Origin of the sequence: Enterobacter cloacae complex sp. SHL018 (genome assembly GCF_049237905.1) — a bacterium.
Lineage (GTDB): Bacteria > Pseudomonadota > Gammaproteobacteria > Enterobacterales > Enterobacteriaceae > Enterobacter > Enterobacter hormaechei_C.
The window spans coordinates 54,018-73,234 of the sequence record NZ_JBMKJE010000007.1 but is presented as its reverse complement, the minus strand read 5'-3'; the positions used below and the strand labels follow the sequence as shown (position 1 = coordinate 73,234).

Annotated in this window: 17 protein-coding genes; 6 read left to right on the top strand and 11 right to left on the bottom strand. The window is 59.1% G+C overall.

All coding sequences use genetic code 11. The annotated features are described in order from the left end of the window. Positions 1 to 21 precede the first annotated feature (21 nt). Positions 22 to 2,445 (top strand): fimbrial biogenesis usher protein, encoded by a 2,424-nt coding sequence (locus ACOTY5_RS20820; RefSeq protein WP_045142620.1) that lies wholly within the window; start codon positions 22 to 24, stop codon positions 2,443 to 2,445. Beyond that, on the top strand, positions 2,436 to 3,035 hold the full coding sequence (locus ACOTY5_RS20815) for a hypothetical protein (RefSeq protein WP_032649890.1): 600 nt from the start codon (positions 2,436 to 2,438) through the stop codon (positions 3,033 to 3,035). Before ACOTY5_RS20820 ends, ACOTY5_RS20815 begins: the two co-directional genes overlap by 10 nt. Positions 3,036 to 3,077: 42 nt before the next feature. On the opposite strand, the gene ACOTY5_RS20810 is transcribed toward ACOTY5_RS20815, so the two are convergent. Then, positions 3,078 to 3,401, bottom strand: a complete 324-nt coding sequence (locus ACOTY5_RS20810) for an AzlD domain-containing protein (RefSeq protein WP_015569921.1) — start codon at positions 3,399 to 3,401, stop codon at positions 3,078 to 3,080. Continuing rightward, the gene (locus ACOTY5_RS20805) at positions 3,401 to 4,060 is read right to left on the bottom strand and encodes an AzlC family ABC transporter permease (protein WP_015569922.1); all 660 of its coding nucleotides are present in this window, start codon (positions 4,058 to 4,060) and stop codon (positions 3,401 to 3,403) included. The genes ACOTY5_RS20810 and ACOTY5_RS20805 overlap by 1 nt, the downstream gene beginning before the upstream one ends. Positions 4,061 to 4,163: 103 nt before the next feature. Here ACOTY5_RS20805 and ACOTY5_RS20800 point away from each other — a divergent pair, with 103 nt between their 5' ends. The 4 genes from ACOTY5_RS20800 (at position 4,164) to ACOTY5_RS20785 (ending at position 9,276) form a co-directional block, all read left to right on the top strand. Further along, the gene (locus ACOTY5_RS20800) at positions 4,164 to 4,712 is read left to right on the top strand and encodes a helix-turn-helix domain-containing protein (protein WP_003861973.1); all 549 of its coding nucleotides are present in this window, start codon (positions 4,164 to 4,166) and stop codon (positions 4,710 to 4,712) included. A gap of 17 nt (positions 4,713 to 4,729) precedes the next feature. Beyond that, on the top strand, positions 4,730 to 5,725 hold the full coding sequence (locus ACOTY5_RS20795; protein ID WP_003861974.1) for a LacI family DNA-binding transcriptional regulator: 996 nt from the start codon (positions 4,730 to 4,732) through the stop codon (positions 5,723 to 5,725). Positions 5,726 to 5,830: 105 nt separating this feature from the next. After that, the gene (locus ACOTY5_RS20790) at positions 5,831 to 7,954 is read left to right on the top strand and encodes an alpha-galactosidase (protein WP_045142621.1); all 2,124 of its coding nucleotides are present in this window, start codon (positions 5,831 to 5,833) and stop codon (positions 7,952 to 7,954) included. Between the two features lie 44 nt (positions 7,955 to 7,998). Then, positions 7,999 to 9,276 carry an MFS transporter gene (locus ACOTY5_RS20785; RefSeq protein WP_015569924.1) on the top strand — a complete coding sequence of 426 codons (1,278 nt, stop codon included), beginning with the start codon at positions 7,999 to 8,001 and terminating at the stop codon, positions 9,274 to 9,276. On the opposite strand, the gene rhaM is transcribed toward ACOTY5_RS20785, so the two are convergent. From rhaM to rhaB, 9 genes are all read right to left on the bottom strand, one after another. Next, entirely contained in the window at positions 9,264 to 9,578 is a 315-nt protein-coding gene (gene rhaM, locus ACOTY5_RS20780) for an L-rhamnose mutarotase (protein ID WP_015569925.1), read from the bottom strand. The genes ACOTY5_RS20785 and rhaM overlap by 13 nt on opposite strands. Then, a complete protein-coding gene (fucO, locus tag ACOTY5_RS20775; protein WP_003861980.1) occupies positions 9,575 to 10,723 on the bottom strand; it encodes a lactaldehyde reductase in 1,149 nt (382 codons plus the stop codon). The genes rhaM and fucO overlap by 4 nt, the downstream gene beginning before the upstream one ends. A gap of 97 nt (positions 10,724 to 10,820) precedes the next feature. Further along, on the bottom strand, positions 10,821 to 11,825 hold the full coding sequence (locus ACOTY5_RS20770) for an ABC transporter permease (RefSeq protein ID WP_045142622.1): 1,005 nt from the start codon (positions 11,823 to 11,825) through the stop codon (positions 10,821 to 10,823). Next, positions 11,822 to 12,826, bottom strand: a complete 1,005-nt coding sequence (locus ACOTY5_RS20765; RefSeq protein ID WP_045142623.1) for an ABC transporter permease — start codon at positions 12,824 to 12,826, stop codon at positions 11,822 to 11,824. The genes ACOTY5_RS20770 and ACOTY5_RS20765 overlap by 4 nt, the downstream gene beginning before the upstream one ends. Then, the gene (locus ACOTY5_RS20760; protein ID WP_045142624.1) at positions 12,827 to 14,329 is read right to left on the bottom strand and encodes a sugar ABC transporter ATP-binding protein; all 1,503 of its coding nucleotides are present in this window, start codon (positions 14,327 to 14,329) and stop codon (positions 12,827 to 12,829) included. It abuts the gene before it with no gap. A 99-nt stretch (positions 14,330 to 14,428) separates the two neighbouring features. After that, on the bottom strand, positions 14,429 to 15,415 hold the full coding sequence (gene rhaS, locus ACOTY5_RS20755) for a rhamnose ABC transporter substrate-binding protein (protein WP_015569929.1): 987 nt from the start codon (positions 15,413 to 15,415) through the stop codon (positions 14,429 to 14,431). Positions 15,416 to 15,497: 82 nt separating this feature from the next. After that, positions 15,498 to 16,328, bottom strand: coding sequence for a rhamnulose-1-phosphate aldolase (gene rhaD / locus ACOTY5_RS20750; RefSeq protein WP_015569930.1), 831 nt, complete (start codon positions 16,326 to 16,328; stop codon positions 15,498 to 15,500). 96 nt (positions 16,329 to 16,424) lie between these two features. Next, positions 16,425 to 17,684 carry an L-rhamnose isomerase gene (gene rhaA / locus ACOTY5_RS20745; RefSeq protein WP_045142625.1) on the bottom strand — a complete coding sequence of 420 codons (1,260 nt, stop codon included), beginning with the start codon at positions 17,682 to 17,684 and terminating at the stop codon, positions 16,425 to 16,427. Continuing rightward, positions 17,681 to 19,150, bottom strand: coding sequence for a rhamnulokinase (gene rhaB / locus ACOTY5_RS20740; RefSeq protein WP_045142626.1), 1,470 nt, complete (start codon positions 19,148 to 19,150; stop codon positions 17,681 to 17,683). The genes rhaA and rhaB overlap by 4 nt, the downstream gene beginning before the upstream one ends. Positions 19,151 to 19,217 lie beyond the last annotated feature (67 nt).

Below are 19,217 nucleotides of genomic sequence, written 5' to 3'. Positions count from 1 at the left end.
CTTAACAAACATGGAGTAGTTATGTTAAACGGTTCCTGTAAAAAGGGAATGCTCGTGTTTTGCCTTAGCGTGCTGGCATTTAATATTCGGGCTGAGATTTCCTCTAATGCGAATGAATCTCTGGAACTGGCGCGAGCCATATTTGACAGCGATGCTTTAAAAAATAACGGGCTTGATCCGACCATTGCGGATTACTATTCCCTCACTCCCCGTTTTACCCCTGGCTACCATAATGTGACGGTTAATATTAATGGTAAGCAGCGCAATATTATGCCCGTGAAATTTGATGAGGAAGGAACGCCCTGTATTGATAAAGCGTTTCTGGAAAACGCAGGCCTGATTAAACAGACGAAAAGAGGCACCTGCCCGAAGATTTATCACTACTGGTCCGGATCAACGATTCAGACTTCGCCGGATATTGATGAAATATCGGTTGTTGTACCGCCTGAAGCGATCGACCCTGATTATGGCCGACAGTTCGCCGAGGTGCGTGGCGGACGTGCAGCCATGCTGAATTACTCCATGTTTGGCACCCATAATCACTATGATGATGAGAACGCTGACCGTTTCCAGTCGACCTTTGAAATGGGCTTTAATGCCGGAGACTGGATTGTGCGCAGCACGCAGTTCATTAGCGACGGCAGCGATCAGGATTTTGATGTCGACTCCCTCTACACCTATGCCCAGCGTACCTTTACCGATTATGGCGTGATGGTGCAGGGTGGCCAGATTAACATCGCCAACAGCCGCTTCAGTATTCCGGGAATTTACGGGGTCCAGATGATGCCGGATACCGCACTCACTCCTCAGGTGGGGACGGGCGTCGAAGTCAGCGGTATTGCCCGTAATCCGCAGGCGCGCGTCGATATCCGCCAGGGCGGACAGCTCATTTACTCAACGCTGGTTCCTGCCGGTCCGTTCAACCTGGATGACGTGCCGCTGGCGAACCTCAACACCGACCTGAACGTAACGGTCACCGAGACTGACGGCAGCGAAAACCGGTTTACCGTTTCGGCGAGCACATTCCGCAGCAACCACGTGGGCCGCGCCCCGGGCTTTACGCTGGCTATGGGCCGCGTTGAAGACATGGACTCACGCTTTGAAAATCCGTGGGTGGTGTCCGCCAACAACGGCTGGTCTGTCAATAAGCGTGTCAATTTTCTGGCCGGTATGGTGATGGCGGATAACCACTATTATGGCTTCTCCGGCAACCTCGATACCATACCGATGCAGAACCTGTATGCCTCGTTGGGTTTTCTGGCGTCAATAGACAACCAGACGCAAACCGACGGCAACAAAACTACGCTGGATCTGGGTTACTCCCTGCCGTGGGGCATTGGGCTTTCGCTGGGCGGTAGCTATGGCACACCGGACTATCGCGAGATGGCGGAACTTTACGGCGACGATGACGATATGTCGCAAACCAAATACGACACCAGCGTCGGTATCAACTGGTCGAGTACCACGCTGGGCCGCTTTTCCCTCAGCTATTATCGCAACGAGAGCTGGAACAGCGACTATGACAGTCGCCGGTTTATCTCGTCGTGGTCACAGACTTTTAAATACTTCAACGTGAGCGTGAACTGGGAGTCGGATGTCAGCCGGCACGACAGCAGCGACAACGATCAGTTTTACGTAAACGTGTCGATCCCGCTGGGACGCTCAGGCGTGACAACCAGCTCCTGGTATCGCGAGAGCGAAGGTAAGCGTTCTTACGGCACGCGGGCGATGGGCTCGCTCAACGCTGAGAACCAGTACACGGTGGGGGTCACTCAGGACCAGGAAGAGAACACCACCAGCTGGGACAGCTCGCTGAACAGTAATCTGCATTACACCAACCTGGCGCTGGCGGCAGGAGGAGATAACGACAGCAATACCAACTACTCAGCAGCATTAAGCGGCGGGATTGTCGCCCACAGCGACGGGGTGACCTTCTCGCCTTACCGCGTGACCGATACGTACGCCATTGCCAGACTGGATAAACCGGTGGCTGGCATCGAGATAGGTACCCCGCGCGGCGCGGTATGGACCGATAAATGGGGCCAGGCGATTATTCCTGCGCTGTCGCCGTTCCGTGAAAGCACGATTGAGATCAACACGGAAAGCCTGCCAGGCAATCTGGACGTAAGAAATGGCAGAACAGCGATCAAAGCGTCTCACGGCGCTGTGGCGAAGTGGGAGTTTGCGACGTTAAGCCAGCGCCGCGTGCTGCTCAGTATACGCCGTGCGGACGGTACGCCGCTGCCGGAAGGTGTCTCGATTGTGGACGCGGCAGGGGAGTATGTGACGAGTGCGCCAGAAGACGGCGTGATCTTCCTGAACGATATCTCTGCCAGCCAGCAGCTGTATGCGAAGCTGGATGAAGGGCGTTGCAGGCTGACGTACACCCTGCCGGAGGCAGAACCGAATAAATTCTATGAAGAGGTGACAGGGAAATGTCTCTGAATAACGTTCGTCAATACGCGCTGATGCTTATGCTGCTCTGCGGCGCAGCGGGACTTTCGGGAATGGCGCAGGCCGATGACGGCGCCTGTGAAATGATGTCGGCGGTGAAGAAAGTCGATTACGGGCGCTACCGTAAAGAGGATATGCGGCAAACGTCCGCTGAACATATTGGCAAAGTGTACAACGGTTATGCTTCTGTGATGCGTGAAGTTCAGGTTTCGGTGCTGTGTCCGGATGTGCGCAAAATGCGCATCTCCGTAGACGGGATTGCCCGACAGAACCTGGCGTATCGTTTTACGGACAGCGGCGCGATGAAAATCGAATTCAAAGATGGGCGGGTGGACGGGAATCCCGTGCAGCTGGCCGCGGTCGATATTGGCGCGGTAGCCGTTCAGGGAGGCGCTTCTCAGGTGACGCTAAAGCCGGAAAAAGCGCTGGCTGCCGTAAACGGTACAGAAGTGGCGGGCGAGCAATTTGTCGCCACCATGATGATCACGACCTATCTCTCTGACAAGGCATTTAGCGTTACTAACACCACGGATTTTGAAGAAACGCTGACGCTTAACGTCGATACGCTTCCTGCGCATTAACCCCTCAGATGCCCGGCAGCGCTGTTCTGTCGGGCATTTTTCTTAGTGGATCCCCGCCAGACGCAGCAGCGCCGTCACCACCGCCGCCGCGACGATCACCACAATTAACGGCATTTTGCGCCAGGCCAGAAACACCGCGAACCCCACCCCCAGTACGCGCGCCATCCCGGCAAAATGGTCCCCTTCATAAAACGTTGTTGCCAGCGCGACGGAGAACAACAAAACGGTTGCCGCGTCTGAAAGCAGCGCCTGCGACCGTTCAGAAAGCGCCAGCCGGCTACCGAGTTTCGCCCCGCCGAGACGCATCAGATAGGTTCCGGCAGAAAGAATGGCGATGCCGAGAATAAAAACCGTCATGTTTTCCATTATTTTTTCCTCGCGGCAAGGCCGAGCAAAGAGAGCAGCACCGGCAGGCCAACCGGCGCAAACGGTACGGCGGCCAGCGACAACACTGCACCGCTACAGGCGCGGATCAGCGTGGTACGGTTTTTAAATGCCGGCACCACTAACGCCAGCAGGATCGCCGGGAACACCGCGTCCAGCCCAATGGTTTCCGGATCTGGCAGCAGCTTGCCGACCATCGCGCCCAGCACCGCCCCCAGCGGCCAGATGATTGCCACGCCCAGGCCGCACAGCCAGTAGGCCGCTTTACGCTGCTCGGCGGTTTTTTGCGACAGGCCGAACACCACACTTTCATCATTCATGATATGACAGCCCAGAAAGCTCAGGCCGCGCTTGCCCACCAGTTCACGCACCGTAACGCCGAACGGCACATGGCGCGCGTTAACCAGTAAACCGGCCGCTGCCGCTGCCAGCGGATTGCCGCCGCTCGCCACGATGCCGATAAACATAAACTCGGATGCGCCTGCCAGCACCGTGAGGGAGAGGACAAACGGCACCCACAGCGGGAAACCGTAGGCCATCGCCAGTGAGCCATAAGACATGCCGACCACGCCCACCGCGAGGCAGACCAGGACGATCGCTTTTATCGTGTCGCCTTTCAGGCAAGAGAGGTGATTCTTCATACCATTTTAGCCATATCGAACGTATTTCCATTATAATGAACGCATCAGAAACGTTTTACAAGACGAACGATTCGTTCGTTATAGAGAGAAAGAGGCCGTTATTATGACGCAGCCAATCAGCGTGATCGCCAAAAGCCTGGTGCGAGAACGCTTGCGAACCGGGCTCTCACTGGCGGAAATTGCCCGCCGTGCCGGGATCGCCAAATCCACGCTTTCTCAACTGGAGTCTGGCAACGGCAATCCTAGCCTGGAAACGCTGTGGTCGCTTTGCGTGGCGCTGGATATTCCGTTTGCCCGGTTACTGGAGCCGCAGCAACCCGTCACGCAGGTGATCCGCCGCGGCGAGGGCACAAAAGTCGTCGCTGGGCAGGCGAACTACGAGGCGATTTTGCTCGCGGCGTGTCCGCCTGGCGCGCGTCGTGATATCTATCTGCTGCTGACTCAGCCGGGGGCAGACCGTATTTCCCAGCCCCATCCGCCTGGTTCGGTTGAGCATATTATCGTGACCCAGGGGCGGGCGATGGTCGGTCTGATCGACGCGGCGGAAGAGCTCGGCCCGGGAGATTACATTTGCTACCCCGCTGACCAGCCGCATATCTTTAAGGCGCTGGAGCCAGATACGCACGCGCTGCTGGTGGCGGAACAAAACTAACAAAGATACGGAAAATCATGTCGCTTAAAGCCATTGCCAAAGAACTGGGGCTGTCTGTTACCACCGTCAGCCGCGCCCTCAACGGGTATGACGACGTTTCTGCTGAGACGCGCGCCCGCGTGGAAGCGGAGGCCCAGCGCCGTGGCTATCGACCAAATACCTTTGCCCGTCGCCTGAAGATGGGCAAAATCGACGCCGTCGGGCTGGTGTTTCCGGTGCATCCTGTTCCGCTCAATAACAGCGTTTTTATGGACATGGTCGGCGAAATTAGCCACGAACTGGCGCGACATGAGATTGACCTGCTGCTCATCGCTGACGACGATCTGGCGGACAAACACAGCTATATGCGCATGGTGCAGAGCCGACGCGTGGATGCGCTGATTGTGGCGCATACGCTGGATCACGATCCGCGTCTTGAGCAGCTACAGGCCGCCGGGTTCCCGTTCCTGGCGCTCGGCCGCAGCCAGCTCCCGCAGCCGTACGCGTGGTTCGATTTCGACAACTATGCCGGCACATATCAGGCCACCCGCTGGCTGATCGAGAAAGGCCATCAGCGCATTGCGCTGCTGGGCGAAAGCAACAACCAGGCATTCATCACCCAGCGCCGCCAGGGCTACCTGGACGCGCTGCGGGAAGCCGGACTTTCCAGCGAATGGCTGCGTGCCATGCCCCCTTCGCGTCGCGTGGGGTATGCCACCACGCAAGAACTTCTCTCCCTGCCGCAGCCGCCCACGGCCATCATTACCGACTGCAACACCCACGGCGACGGCGCAGCGATGGCCCTGGCGCAGATGGGGCGCTTAACCGGTGAAAATGCCGTTTCGCTGGTGGTCTATGACGGCTTACCGCAGGACAGCATTGTCGATATCGACGTCGCGGCGGTGATCCAGTCTACCCGTCAGGGTGTCGGGAAACAGATTGCCGATATGGTGCGCCAGCTGATTAATGGCGACGACATTGACACCCTTCAGGTGCTCTGGCAGCCAGAATTCTCCCCAGGCCAGACGGCCTGATTACACCAAAAATTCCAAACCCGATCACAGATCCAAAACGTTTTGGTTTGTATCCGAAACGTTTCGGATCAACACTCAGGACATCCCGATGACAGGAGATGTCTGATGCAAGATTCCATTTTTCGACTTGAAAGCAATACGGTTGACGTGGTGGTAAAAACCCACCCGTTCGCCGAAATTCTCTACTGGGGGGCACACCTTCAGCACTTTTCGCCGCAGGATGTGCTGAGTATTGCGCGCCCGGTTGCTAATGGCAGGCTGGACGTCGACTCCCCCGTCACGCTGATGGCAGAGCTGGGGCATGGGCTGTTTGGCTCGCCGGGCATCGAGGGGCACCGCCAGGGGCTGGACGGATCGCCGGTATTTAAAACCACGCAGGTGCAGCAGGCGTTAAACGCCCTGACAATCACTGCTGAAGACGAGCATGCAGGCCTGCGTCTGACCAGTGAAATAACGCTGGATGCCAGCGGCGTACTGGTGGTGCGTCATGGGTTAACCAACCTGAAAATGCAGGCGTGGCAGGTGGATCGCTTTGCCGTGACGCTGCCGGTGGCCGAACGCGCGCAGGAGGTGATGGCCTTCCACGGACGCTGGATCAGGGAGTTTCAGCCGCACCGCGTGATGCTTGAACATGACAGCTTTGTGATTGAAAACCGTCGGGGTAAAACCTCCCATGAACATTTCCCGGCGCTGATTTCAGGTACGCCGTCATTCAGTGAAATGCACGGCAACGTCTGGGGTATACATCTGGGCTGGAGTGGTAACCACCGCCTGCGCGCAGAGGCGAAAACCGATGGCCGCCGCTATATGCAGGCCGAAGCGCTCTACCTGCCGGGTGAAATGGCGATTGAAGAGGGGGAAACGCTCTGGACGCCGCGCCTGTATGCCAGTCACTCCCCGCAAGGGCTGAACGGCATGAGCCAGCAGTTCCACCGCTACCTGCGCGACAATGTTATCCGCTTCCCGGAAGATAAACCGCGCCCGGTGCACCTCAACACCTGGGAGGGGATCTACTTCAACCACGATCCGGACTACATCATGCGCATGGCCGACGAGGCCGCTGCGCTGGGCGTGGAGCGCTTTATTATCGACGACGGCTGGTTTAAAGGCCGCAACGACGACCACGCCGCGCTGGGCGACTGGTATCTGGACAAGAAAAAATACCCGAACGGCCTAAAGCCGGTAATCGATCACGTTAAACAGCTCAGCATGGAGTTTGGTATCTGGGTTGAGCCGGAGATGATTAACCCCGATTCCGATCTGTATCGCGCGCACCCTGACTGGGTGCTAGCGCTGCCGGGCTACGCCCAGGCGACCGGGCGACACCAGCTGGTCCTCAATCTCAATATTCCGCAGGCCTTTGAATACCTGGTCGAACGCATGAGCTGGCTGCTGGGCGAACACGCGGTCGACTACGTGAAATGGGATATGAACCGCGAGCTGGTGCAGCCAGGGCACAAGGGCAAAGCCGCCGCCGACGCCCAGACGCGCCAGTTTTACCGCCTGCTGGACGTGCTGGGCGAGCGCTTCCCGCACATTGAGTTTGAATCCTGCTCCTCCGGCGGCGGGCGAATCGATTATGAAGTGCTGACCCGCTGCCACCGCTTCTGGGCGTCCGACAACAACGACGCGCTGGAGCGCAACACTATCCAGCGCGGCATGAGCTACTTCTTCCCGCCGGAGGTGATGGGGGCGCATATCGGTCATCATAAATGTCACGCCACCTTCCGCCAGCACAGCATTCAGTTCCGCGGGCTGACGGCGCTTTTTGGTCACATGGGGCTGGAGCTGGATCCGCTCACCGTCGATGCGCAGGAGCGTGAAGGCTATCGCCATTACGCCGCGCTGCACAAGCGGTGGCGAGAGGTCATTCATCACGGCACCCAGTGGCGCGTGGATATGCCGGACGCCACCACCCTGGCGCAGGGTATAGTGAGCGAAGACAAGACGCAGGGGCTGTTTTTGGTCAGCCAGCTCGCGATGCCGGATTACACCCTGATGATGCCGCTGCGCATGCCGGGGTTAGACGCCAGCGCGCTGTACCGCATCACGCTGCTCGATCACCCGAACATCCAGATTACGGGCGAGGGCGGGCACACCATGCGTAAGCTGCCGGCGTGGATGAACGCGCCGCAAACGGTAAGCGGCGAGTGGCTGATGCAGGCGGGTATTGCACTGCCGATTCTGGATCCGGAAACCGCCATTCTGATTGGTGTGGAACGCGTGTAAGGGTGACGGGCCGGGCAACCGGCCCTCCGTTGAGGATAAAAATAATGAACACAACAACCTGTACCCACAAAGACAACCCTAATTTCTGGATCTTCGGGCTGTTCTTCTTTCTCTACTTCTTCATCATGGCCACCTGCTTTCCGTTCCTGCCGATCTGGCTGTCGGACATCATCGGCCTGAACAAAACCCATACCGGGATTGTTTTCTCCTGCATCTCGCTGTCGGCCATTGCCTTCCAGCCGGTGCTGGGGGTCATTTCGGACAAGCTGGGGCTGAAAAAACACCTGCTTTGGATCATCTCGGTGCTGCTGTTCCTGTTCGCGCCGTTCTTCCTGTACGTCTTCGCCCCGCTGCTGAAAACCAATATCTGGCTGGGGGCGCTGAGCGGTGGGTTGTATATCGGCTTTGTCTTCTCAGCGGGGTCGGGGGCGATTGAGGCCTATATTGAGCGCGTAAGCCGCAACAGCTTTTTTGAGTACGGCAAGGCGCGTATGTTCGGCTGTCTCGGCTGGGGGCTGTGCGCCTCAACGGGCGGCATCCTGTTCGGCATCGATCCGTCGTACGTCTTCTGGATGGGGTCGGCCGCGGCGCTGTTGCTGATGCTGCTGCTGGTGGTCGCGAAACCGAAGCCTAACCAGACGGCGCAGGTGATGAACGCCCTGGGCGCGAATCAGCCGCAGATCACCGCTAAAACCGTTTTTACCCTGTTCCGCCAGCGCAGAATGTGGATGTTCATCCTGTACGTGATTGGCGTGGCCTGCGTGTATGACGTCTTCGACCAGCAGTTTGCCACCTTCTTCAAAACCTTCTTCGCCACGCCGCAGGAGGGGACCCGTGCCTTTGGTTTCGCCACCACGGCAGGGGAAATCTGTAACGCGATCATTATGTTCTGCTCGCCGTGGATCATTAACCGCATCGGCGCGAAAAACACGCTGCTGATTGCCGGGGTGATCATGGCGACGCGCATTATCGGCTCGTCGTTTGCCACCACTGCCGTGGAGGTGATTGCCCTGAAGATGCTGCACGCGCTGGAAGTCCCGTTCCTGCTGGTGGGGGCATTCAAGTACATCACCGGGGTGTTTGATACGCGCCTGTCGGCCACCATCTACCTGATTGGCTTCCAGTTTGCCAAACAGTCGGCGGCGATCTTCCTCTCCGCCTTTGCCGGAAATATGTATGACCGGGTCGGCTTCCAGGAGACGTATCTGATACTGGGCTGCTTCGTGCTGGCGATCACGGTGGTGTCGGCGTTTACGCTGAGTGGCAGGCGGGAGATTGCTGCCGCCTCGGGGGCAGCAGCGTTAACACATCAGTCCAGGTAAAACACCTCTTTCAGCGCCGAACTCACCGGGCTGTTATCCGGGTTCGACGGCATAACGTCACCCATATATTTCCACCAGCGCTGGCAGACATCGGTGTTTGCCACCGCGTTCCAGCGCTCTTCCGATTCAATCTCCACCGTCGCAAACAGCAGGTTGCGAGCTTTGTCGAGATAGATGGCGTAGTGGTGCGCGCCGTGGGCTTTCAGTACCGCCTCCAGCTCAGGCCAGATCGGGTTGTGGCGACGTGCGTACTCCTCGTGCGCGTCCGGGTTTACCTGCATCACAAACGCTTTGCGGATCATAAAGCCTCCAGGTACAGCTCGCGGACCTCATCGCGGCTGGCGGTGCGCGGGTTGCACGGCGCGCACGGGTCGGCGAGGGCTTTATCCAGCCAGCCTTCAATATCGGCTTTGGTGACGCCGAGCTGGCTAAATCCGGACGGAATGCCGACGCGAGCGCTCAGGTCGCGAATCGCCTGAATGGCCGACATGCTGGCGGCTTCGTCGCTCATGCCGCGCGTGTCAACGCCCATCGCCTGCGCCACGCGGGCGAAACGTGCGACCGCGTTCGGGCGGTTAAAGTTTTCGATGATCGGCAGCAGAATGGCGTTGCACACGCCGTGCGGCAGGTTGTGCGTCGCGCCCGGCTGGTGCGCCAGGGCGTGCACCAGCCCCAGACCGGCGCTGTTAAACGCCATGCCCGCCAGATACTGACCAAAGGCCATCTGCTCGCGCGCTTCCAGGTTGTGACCGTCGTCGACCGCTTTCGGCAGCCAGAGGTTGATCAGGCGAATCGCCTCCAGCGCGTTAGCATCGGTCAGCGGGTGCGCGCCGACGGACACGTAGGCTTCAATCGCATGGGTCAAGGCATCCATGCCGGTTGCGGCGGTCACGGAGGCCGGAATATCAAGCATCACGCTGGCATCGTCCACGGCGATATCCGGGATGATGTTCGGGTCGATAATCACCTCTTTCACCTGTCGCGCGGCGTCAATGATCACCGCGTTGCTGGTCATCTCCGCCGCCGTGCCTGCGGTGGTGTTGATCGCCACCAGCGGCACGCCCGCGTTTTTCACCTTGCCGACGCCGGAGTAATCGGTTGACGGACCTGGGTTGGCGGTGAGGATTTTGATCGCCTTGGCAGTATCAATCGGGCTGCCGCCGCCAAAGGCAATCAGGTAATCACACTCCGCATCCTGATATGCCGCATAGCCTTTTTGCACCAGCGCTTCCGTCGGATTCGGGAATACCTCATCGAACAGGTGATACGACATCTGATGGGCGTCGAGCGCGGAAAACAAACTGTCGAGCAGGCCAAGTTTCACCAGCTGGCCGTCGGTGACAATCAGCGCTTTTCCCCACTGTTTGTTTGCCACCAGATTGACCATATCGCCGATCGCGCCCGCGCCGTGCAGGCTGATTTTGGGGAGTGCCAACATAAAGCTCATGATAATTCTCCTTAATTACTGTGATTTTTATGCCCGGCGGCGCTGCGCTTGCGCGGGCCTACGGTTAAGTAGGCCGGGTAAACGCAGTGCCACCCGGCTATGAGATCCGTCTTCGCTGCATCACCCGGCGGGTAATAATCGGCAGCGAAATCACCACGATCAGCATCGCGCCGATAATCACCGACATCACGATGCCGGGCACGTTAAGCAGGCTCAGGCCAAAGGTCACCAGCCCCATCAGGAAGGCGGCGATAATCACGCCCACCATGCTGCCGGACCCACCGAGAATATTGACGCCGCCGAGCACCGCCATCGTCACCACCGCCAGCTCCCAGCCCATCGCGATGGTCGGGCGGGTACTGCCCAGACGCGAGGTGAGCAGCACCGACGCCAGGCCGGACATCAGTCCTACCAGCGCAAACAGGATCAGGTTGTGGCGCTTCACGTTGATGCCGGAGTACCACGCGCCGGTCGGGTTGTTGCCGATGGCGTAGGTGCGGCGGCCAAAATTGGTGCGGTGCAGCACAAAGGCAAACAGAGCGGCCAGCACGATAAACAGCGCGAACTCAAACGACAGCGCGCCCCAGACGTAGCCCTGGCCGAACCAGGCGAAGCTCTCCGGGTAGCTGTTCAGCGCCTGGTCCCCGAGCAGGATGTAGGTGATCCCGCGGTACAGGCTCATGGTGCCGATGGTGATGACGATGGACGACAGGTTAAAGCGCGTCACCAGAATGCCGTTGAACAGCCCGCACAGTAGCCCGACGCCTAATCCCACGCACACCAGCAGCGGCGTATCGACGCCCGCCGCCGCGCAAAAGCCCATCACCGTGGAGCTGAGCGCGATGGTGGAGGCCACAGACAGGTCAATTTCCCGGGCGATAATCAGCATCGCCATCGGCAACACAATGATCGCTTTTTCCGTGAAGTTGAACGTCGCGTCGGAGAGGTTCCAGATATTGAGGAAGTAGGGCGAGGCGAGCGCGTTCACCACAAACACCGCCAGCGTCACCGCCAGCAGGAAGCCCTCCCAGCACAGCAGGCGCTGGAAGATGCCCGGCGCAGAAGCGGGTTTGAACTCTTCAGATGTCATCATTTTGCTCATGGTTTCACCGCCAGTTTCTGACGTGCCAGCGCCGCGTCGCGCAGGATCAGCCTGCCTTTGCGCCTGTTGCCGCGCTCGTTCAGCAGCACAGCGATTACAATGACCGAGCCGGAAATCGCCATCTGCCAGAACGGGGAGACGCCGATCACCGGCAGGGCGTTGTTGATGACGCCAAGGAACAGCGCCCCGAACAGACAGCCGAGCACGCGGCCGGTGCCGCCCATGGTGCTGATCCCGCCAATCACACAGGCTGCCACCACCTGCAATTCAAAACCGTTAGCGACGTCAACATACGCAACGGCAAAGCGTGATATCCACAGGTAGCCGCAGAACCCGGCCAGCAGACCGGAAAGGCAGAAGCTGATGAACTGCATTTTCCCGGCGTTGATCCCGGTGTAGTACGCTGCCGTGGCGTTCCCGCCTGCGGTGTAGAGCGCCCGTCCGGTGCGACTGTAGCGCAGGAAGTAGCCCACCAGCAGCAGTACGGCGATGGCGCACCAGCTCAGCACCGGCAGGCCCAGCACTGACGCACGCGGCAGGCCGAGGAAGTTTGCACCCATCTGGTTGGAGTTCACCCAGCCGCCGCCGGAGAGCAAAAAGATCATTCCGCGGTAGATGCTCATGGTGCCGAGCGTCACCACAATCGCCGGAATGCCCAGTTTCCACACCAGCAGGCCGTTTATTGCGCCCATCAGCAGCCCAAGCGCGCTGGCGAGGAACAGCAGCGCCCAGACGGGCACGTCCGGGTAATGGAAATTAATCAGGGCGACAATCATCCCGGTCAGGGCCAGATTAGCCGCCATCGACAGGTCGATGCCTTTAGTGAGCAGCACCATCATCTGCCCGAGCGCGAGGACGATCAGAATGGCGGTGTCGTTAAACATCTCCACCAGGTTGCCCGGTGCGATAAACGATGGCACGCGGCTGCCAATGGCGACGACCATCAGGACAATCACCGCGCCAAGCAGCGCCTCGCGGTGTTTTAAGAGTGAGCTAAGCATTTATGCCGCCTCCTGTTTTGCACCGCTGGCGGCGCTGACGATGGTTTCCGCCGTCGCGTCTCCCGCCTGGTATTCGGCCACCATCAGCCCCTCGTGCATGACGATAATGCGATCCGCCATGCCCATCACTTCCGGCAGTTCGGACGAGACCATAATCACCGCCAGCCCCTGACTGACCAGCTCGGACATAAACTGATGCACGGCTGCCTTTGAGCCGATATCGATGCCTTTTGTTGGCTCATCGAGGATGATCACGTCAGGGTGCGTCGCCAGCCATTTGCCGATCACCACCTTTTGCTGGTTGCCGCCAGAGAGGGTCTCCACCGCCTGCTTCCAGCTGAAGGCTTTCACTTGCAGGCGCCTGGCGTATTCGTCTGCCAGCTTCCATTCGCGGTCGTCGTGCAGTACGCCGTTCGGATTGAGCCTGCTGAGCTGAGGCAGGCTGATGTTCTGGGCAATCGGCAGGGCGATAATCGCCCCCTGTTTCTGCCTTTCTTCCGGCACACAGACGATACCGGCCTTGATCGCATCCGCAGGCTGGCGGAAGCGCCGGGGCTGTCCGTTGAGGATAATTTCCCCGGACGATGGCCGCGTGACGCCGGAAAGCGCCTGCATCAGCTCGGTACGCCCGGCACCCACCAGCCCGTAAAAGCCGAGGATCTCCCCTTTACGCAGGGAGAACGAGATATGCGCAAACTCGGTCGGATGGCAGAGGTTTTTCACCTCCAGCACCGTCTCGCCTTTTTCGCAGTCGATTTTCGGGAAGGTTTGGGTAATGGCGCGCCCGACCATCATCGACACCATCCGCTCCTCGGTGATCTCATTTATTGCCCCTGCACCGACGAAAACGCCGTCGCGCAAAATGGTGTAGTGATCGGCCAGCTCAAAAATCTCGTCGAACTTGTGGGAGATAAACAGGATGGCTTTTCCCTCCTGCTTTAAGCGCTCCACAATCTGGTAAAACTCGAGGATTTCATGCTGTGACAGCGCCGCTGTAGGTTCATCAAGAATAACCACCTGCGCCTCAAACGACAGCGCGCGGGCAATCGCCACCATGTGACGCTGGGCGATGCTCAGGGTTTTCAGCGTTGCGCGCGGGTCGATTTGCACCTCAAGGCGGGCGAGAATAGCCTGCGCCCGGCGGTGCATTTCCGGCCAGTCGAGCTTTTTCAGGAAGCCTTTTTGAAGGTACTGACCGACAAAGATATTTTCGGTGACCGAGAGTTCATCGAACAGGACGGTTTCCTGGTGAATGGCGGTGATGCCCATTTTATGCGCCGACTCCGGCGTCGGAAGGTGAACGGGGATCGCCTTGTAAAGAATTTCGCCCTCGTCGGGCTGGTATATGCCGGTCATCACTTTGACCAGTGTCGACTTGCCCGCGCCGTTTTCGCCGATAAGCGCCGTCACTTTGCCGGGCCACAGCGCAAGCTGCACGTTCTCAAGAGCACGCACGCCGGGGAACACCTTGGTGATGCCAGAAAGCTGTAGCAATGGGGTCATGATAGTTCTCCTGGACAGGGGAATTTGTAGGGCGGGTAAGCGGCAGCGCCACCCGCCTTTTGCCGGATGGCGCTACGCTTATCCGGCCTACAAATCGCATCAAAAGATTTTTGAGAACTTATCAATATTGCTGGCATCGTAAACGAACGGCTCGGCCATCGCGCCGTTGCCGTCGGCATCCAGCTTCACTTTGCCCAGCTTGCCCATGCTGGCCTCGCCTTTCGTGGCGTTGCCTTTCACCAGGTCATCCGCCAGGTAGGTTGCGGCATAGCCCAGGTCAATCGGGTTCCAGATGGCAAAGCTCTTGCTTGCGCCGGACTTCACCGCGCCCGCCATCTCAGACGGCAGGCCTAAACCGGTGACGTACACTTTGCCAATCTTGCCCTGGTCCTTCACCGCCTGCGCGGCAGCCACAATGCCCACGGAAGAAGGCGAAACAATCACTTTCAGCTCCGGGTAGGTTTTCAGCAGGCCGACAGCTTCGCGGTAGCTCTTGTCAGAGAGATCGTCCCCGTAGGCCACGGTCACCAGATTGACGGACGGGTACTTCGGCAGCACCTTTTTCATCTCCGCAATCCAGGTGTTCTGGTTGGTGGAGGTTGGCGTGGCGCTCAGCACCGCCACATCGCCTTTCTCCACGTTCAGCGCTTTCAGGGCATCGGCGGCGAGCTTGACGTTAGTTTCGCCAATCAGGGCGTTATTGGACGGGTTGAGGTGGATCTGACGCCCGGCTTTCGCCACGCCGGAATCCCACGACACAACCTTGATGCCGCGCTGCATCGCTTTTTTCAGCACCGGCACGACGGCGTCCGGATCGTTCGCGGAAATCGCGATCGCATCCACGCCCTGGGCGATCAGCCCGTTCAGCACCTCGATCTGCGCTTCCGCCGTGGTGGTGGTCGGGCCGGTATAAATCACTTTTACATCGCCTAACTCTTTGGCCGCCTCCTGCGCGCCGACGTTCGCTGCCTCGAAGAATCCATTCCCTAAGGACTTCGCCACCAGGGCGATTTTCACTTCTGCTAAAGCGGAACCGGACAACGCCAGAGCGGCAACGGTGAGGATCAAGCTTGCTTTTATTTTCATTGCTTTTACTCCACTGACTTGAGTTAGTTGTAGGGATTGCAGGTGGTTTTCGCCCCGTCTCGGTGAGCGGGGCGCGATGTTGTTATTGGTACAAATCTAACGCCGACTGCATGGGGGTGACGCCAAAGCGTTTACCCAGGGCGATCAGTTCTTCCCGGGTGATGGTCTGCTTCATGCCGCCCATGGAATAGACCTTCACCAGCACTTCCGCGGATTTCTCGGCGGTGTCGATCAGGCCGAAGGTTTCATCCAGCGTCGGGCCGCTGCCGAAGACGCCGTGGAACGGCCACAGCACCAGTGAATGTTTCTGCATGTCCGTCGCGGTTGCCTGGCCGATTTCGTCGGTGCCCGGCACCATCCACGGCAGAATGCCGACGCCGTCCGGGAACACCACCAGACACTCGGTGCTGCCTTCCCACAGTTTGCGGGTGAAGAAATCAGAATTATTTTCCAGCACGTAGGTCAGGGCGATCAGGTTGGTGGCGTGGCAGTGCATGATCACGCGGTCCTTGCCATTGGTCGCCTTGATGCGCTCGCAGTGGGAGAGGAAGTGCGCCGGCAGCTCAGAGGTTGGCACCGCCTCATCCGTCAGCCCCCACAGAATGTGGTAGCCCGCGCCGTCGCTATCCACTTTCACTACGCCGAGGTTGGCCTGCGGGTCGAGCTGAACGTTGCGGAAGAACTTCCCGGAACCGGTGACGATAAACGGCGTGTTGGCGAGCAGCGGCATCGGCTGGCTCAGGGCTATATAGCGCGGCTTCTGGTGGAAATCGGCTGCGAACGGTTCGATATCCGCATCGTCCAGGCGCAGCGTCAGGTTGCCGCCGTTGCGCTCGTCCCAGCCCTTCAGCCAGGCGTCGGAGGTGGCTTTGATCATGCCCTGGACGAACCAGGAGGTGGTGATGGTCTGCATACTGTGTTTCCTTTGAAAATGCCGGGTGGCGCGTTGCTTACCCGGCCTACTTTTACCTGTAGGCCCGGCAAGCAACGCGCCGCCGGGCAATGTTTTTTACTGACGAGCGGCAAGAACGTCTTTCTCATATGCCCGCACGTTGTCCAGCCACTGGCTGCCCGCAGGCGCATCGTGACGCTGGCAGTACATCTCCCACACCGCCTGCCACGGCAGGGATTTCTGCTCTTCCAGCAGCGCCAGGCGCGCGGTGTAGTCGCCGTTTTCTTCCAGCTGTTTCAGGGCGGCGACAGGCTCCAGCAGCGCGCGCAGCAGGGCTTTCTTCATGTTGCGGGTGCCGATAACCCACGCCGCGATGCGGTTGATGGAGGCGTCGAAGAAGTCGAGGCCAATGTGTACGCGGTCAAAGAGGTCGTGGCGGATGATTTCGCTGGCAATGGCCTGGGTTTCGTCATCCAGCAGCACCACGTGGTCGCTGTCCCAGCGCACCGGGCGGCTGACGTGCAGCAGCAGGCGCGGCACGTAGAGCATGGCAGCGGAGATTTTGTCGGAGATCACCTCGGTTGGGTGGAAGTGACCGGCATCCAGGCACAGCGCGGTCTGGCGGCTGGTGGCGTACCCCATGTAGAACTCGTTTGAGCCCACGGTGTAGCTCTCGGCGCCAATGCCGAACAGCTTGCTCTCCACGGCGTCGATGTGGTGCGCCGGGTCCAGCTTCTCGCTGATGGCCTCATCCAGCGCGGCCAGCAGGCGCTGGCGCGGAGCCAGACGGTCGACGGTGATGTCCTTCATACCGTCCGGGATCCAGATGTTCATCACCGACGGTGTGCCAAGCTGCTCGCCGAAATACGCAGAAACGCGGCGGCTGGCTTTGACATGGTCGATCCAGAACTGGCGGATTTCGTCGTTGGCGTGCGCAAGGGTAAAGCCGTCCGCGCTCAGCGGGTGCGAGAAGCAGGAGGGGTTAAAGTCCAGGCCCAGCTTGTTGGCTTTCGCCCACGCCACCCAGTTCGTAAAGTGCTCCGGTTTGATTTCATTACGCGCCACTGGCTCGTCGGATTCGAGATAAATGGCGTGCAGATTCAGGCGCTTTGGCCCGGGGATCAGGCTCAGCGCCAGCTCCAGATCCGCACGCAGTTCGGTGGCGTTGCGCGCTTTGCCCGGATAGTTACCCGTGGCCTGAATACCCCCCGTCAGGGAACCGCCCGGGTTCTCGAAGCCAGCAACGTCATCACCCTGCCAGCAGTGCATGGAGACGGGCAGACGGTCGAGCTGGCGCAGCGCCTCTTCGACATCCACGCCGACGGCGGCGAAACGCTGTTTAGCCAGGTCCCAGGCTTGTTCAAGTTGAGTGGTCATGCGCAAAGCTCCTTAGTCAGTCGTTTTTGCTGAAACTGCGCCCGGTAGCGGGCAATTTCATGGCAGGGATGGGGGGTGAAGGTGGTCAGGCTGTTATTCGCCGTCACCACCGAACGGAAATCGTCAACGTTGGACAGTTCGTCCAGGGCCATCAGCTGAATGCCGATATTGCCGAGCGTGGAGGCTTCAATCGGACCTGCCACCACGGTAATGCCGCAGGCATCCGCGCAGAGCTGGTTCAGCAGCTGGTTCTGGCAGCCGCCGCCCACGATATGCAACTGCGTGAACGGTTTGCCGCGAAGGTCAGCCAGCTCGCTCAGGATGTCGGCATAGAGCAGGGCGAGACTGTCAAAAATGCAGCGCGCCAGCTCGGCGGGGCGGGAAGGTACCGGCTGCCCCACTTCAAAACAGGCGGCCTGGATTTCAGCGCTCATGTGCGCCGGGTTGATAAAGCGGTCGTCGTTCGGGTTAATCAGGAAGGTGCAGGCCTTCAGCGTTTCGGTTTCCGCGATAAGCGCGGGCAGGTCGGTGATGTTCTGCTCTTTCAGCACCCGCTGGAGCAGCCACAGGCCCATGATGTTCTTCAGCACCCGGTAGCGCCCTTCGGCGCCACCTTCGTTAGTGATGTTCGCCGCCAGTGCGGCATCGCTGGTGTAGGGTGTTTTGCTCTCAAAGCCCATCAGCGACCAGGTGCCGGAAGAGAGGTACGCCGCATCTTTGCCGGCGAGCGGCGAGGCAATGACCGCGCTGGCGGTGTCGTGACTGGCGACGGCGACAACAGGGATCTCATTCCCCTGCGGGCAAAGCCAGTGGCCGATCACATTGCCCGGATGGGTTGGCGCGCCGAACCAGGACGGCGAGGCGCCCGTCCAGGCCAGCAGATGTTCATCCCAGTTATCGGTGTTGATGTTAACCAGCTGCGTGGTGGTGGCGTTGGTGTATTCCCAGTTCATGTTGCCGGTCAGACGGTAGCTTAAGTAGTCCGGGATCAGCAGCGCATGCGCCACCTTTTCGACCAGCTCTGGCTGTTGCTCAACCAGCGCGCGCAGCTGATACAGCGTGTTAAACGGCAGAAACTGAATGCCGCTGCGACCATAGATGTTCTCCTTGCCAAGCTGGGCGATGGCGTGCGCCATTAGCCCATCGGTGCGGCTGTCGCGGTAGGAGACGGGCAGGCCGACGCGTTCGCCGTGACTGTCCAGCAGTATGTAATCCACACCCCAGGTATCAATGCCGATACTGTCGATGCGAATACCGTCTTCGCAGACGTTGTGAAGTCCGGTGCGGATCTCTGCTTCCAGGGCGTCGATATCCCAGGTAACAAAACCGTCCTGTTTTTGCAGACAATTGGCGAAACGGTGCATTTCGCGAAGCGTAAGGGTGTGCAGGTCGCAGTCCCAGGTGGCGAGCATTACACGGCCGCTGGATGCGCCTAAATCGACAGCCACACAATGGCGAAAAGTCATGGTCGGATCCTTTCTTAAGTCATTAGCGAGGAGTGTAAGAAAGGGAAGAAATAGCCACCTTCTCGCC

Coding starts and splice junctions, on each gene's coding strand:
- ACOTY5_RS20820 (WP_045142620.1), top strand. CDS start 22: ATGTTAAACGGTTCCTGTAAAAAGGGAATGCTCGTGTTTTGCCTTAGC.
- ACOTY5_RS20815 (WP_032649890.1), top strand. CDS start 2,436: ATGTCTCTGAATAACGTTCGTCAATACGCGCTGATGCTTATGCTGCTC.
- ACOTY5_RS20810 (WP_015569921.1), bottom strand. CDS start 3,401: ATGGAAAACATGACGGTTTTTATTCTCGGCATCGCCATTCTTTCTGCC.
- ACOTY5_RS20805 (WP_015569922.1), bottom strand. CDS start 4,060: ATGAAGAATCACCTCTCTTGCCTGAAAGGCGACACGATAAAAGCGATC.
- ACOTY5_RS20800 (WP_003861973.1), top strand. CDS start 4,164: ATGACGCAGCCAATCAGCGTGATCGCCAAAAGCCTGGTGCGAGAACGC.
- ACOTY5_RS20795 (WP_003861974.1), top strand. CDS start 4,730: ATGTCGCTTAAAGCCATTGCCAAAGAACTGGGGCTGTCTGTTACCACC.
- ACOTY5_RS20790 (WP_045142621.1), top strand. CDS start 5,831: ATGCAAGATTCCATTTTTCGACTTGAAAGCAATACGGTTGACGTGGTG.
- ACOTY5_RS20785 (WP_015569924.1), top strand. CDS start 7,999: ATGAACACAACAACCTGTACCCACAAAGACAACCCTAATTTCTGGATC.
- rhaM (WP_015569925.1), bottom strand. CDS start 9,578: ATGATCCGCAAAGCGTTTGTGATGCAGGTAAACCCGGACGCGCACGAG.
- fucO (WP_003861980.1), bottom strand. CDS start 10,723: ATGAGCTTTATGTTGGCACTCCCCAAAATCAGCCTGCACGGCGCGGGC.
- ACOTY5_RS20770 (WP_045142622.1), bottom strand. CDS start 11,825: ATGAGCAAAATGATGACATCTGAAGAGTTCAAACCCGCTTCTGCGCCG.
- ACOTY5_RS20765 (WP_045142623.1), bottom strand. CDS start 12,826: ATGCTTAGCTCACTCTTAAAACACCGCGAGGCGCTGCTTGGCGCGGTG.
- ACOTY5_RS20760 (WP_045142624.1), bottom strand. CDS start 14,329: ATGACCCCATTGCTACAGCTTTCTGGCATCACCAAGGTGTTCCCCGGC.
- rhaS (WP_015569929.1), bottom strand. CDS start 15,415: ATGAAAATAAAAGCAAGCTTGATCCTCACCGTTGCCGCTCTGGCGTTG.
- rhaD (WP_015569930.1), bottom strand. CDS start 16,328: ATGCAGACCATCACCACCTCCTGGTTCGTCCAGGGCATGATCAAAGCC.
- rhaA (WP_045142625.1), bottom strand. CDS start 17,684: ATGACCACTCAACTTGAACAAGCCTGGGACCTGGCTAAACAGCGTTTC.
- rhaB (WP_045142626.1), bottom strand. CDS start 19,150: ATGACTTTTCGCCATTGTGTGGCTGTCGATTTAGGCGCATCCAGCGGC.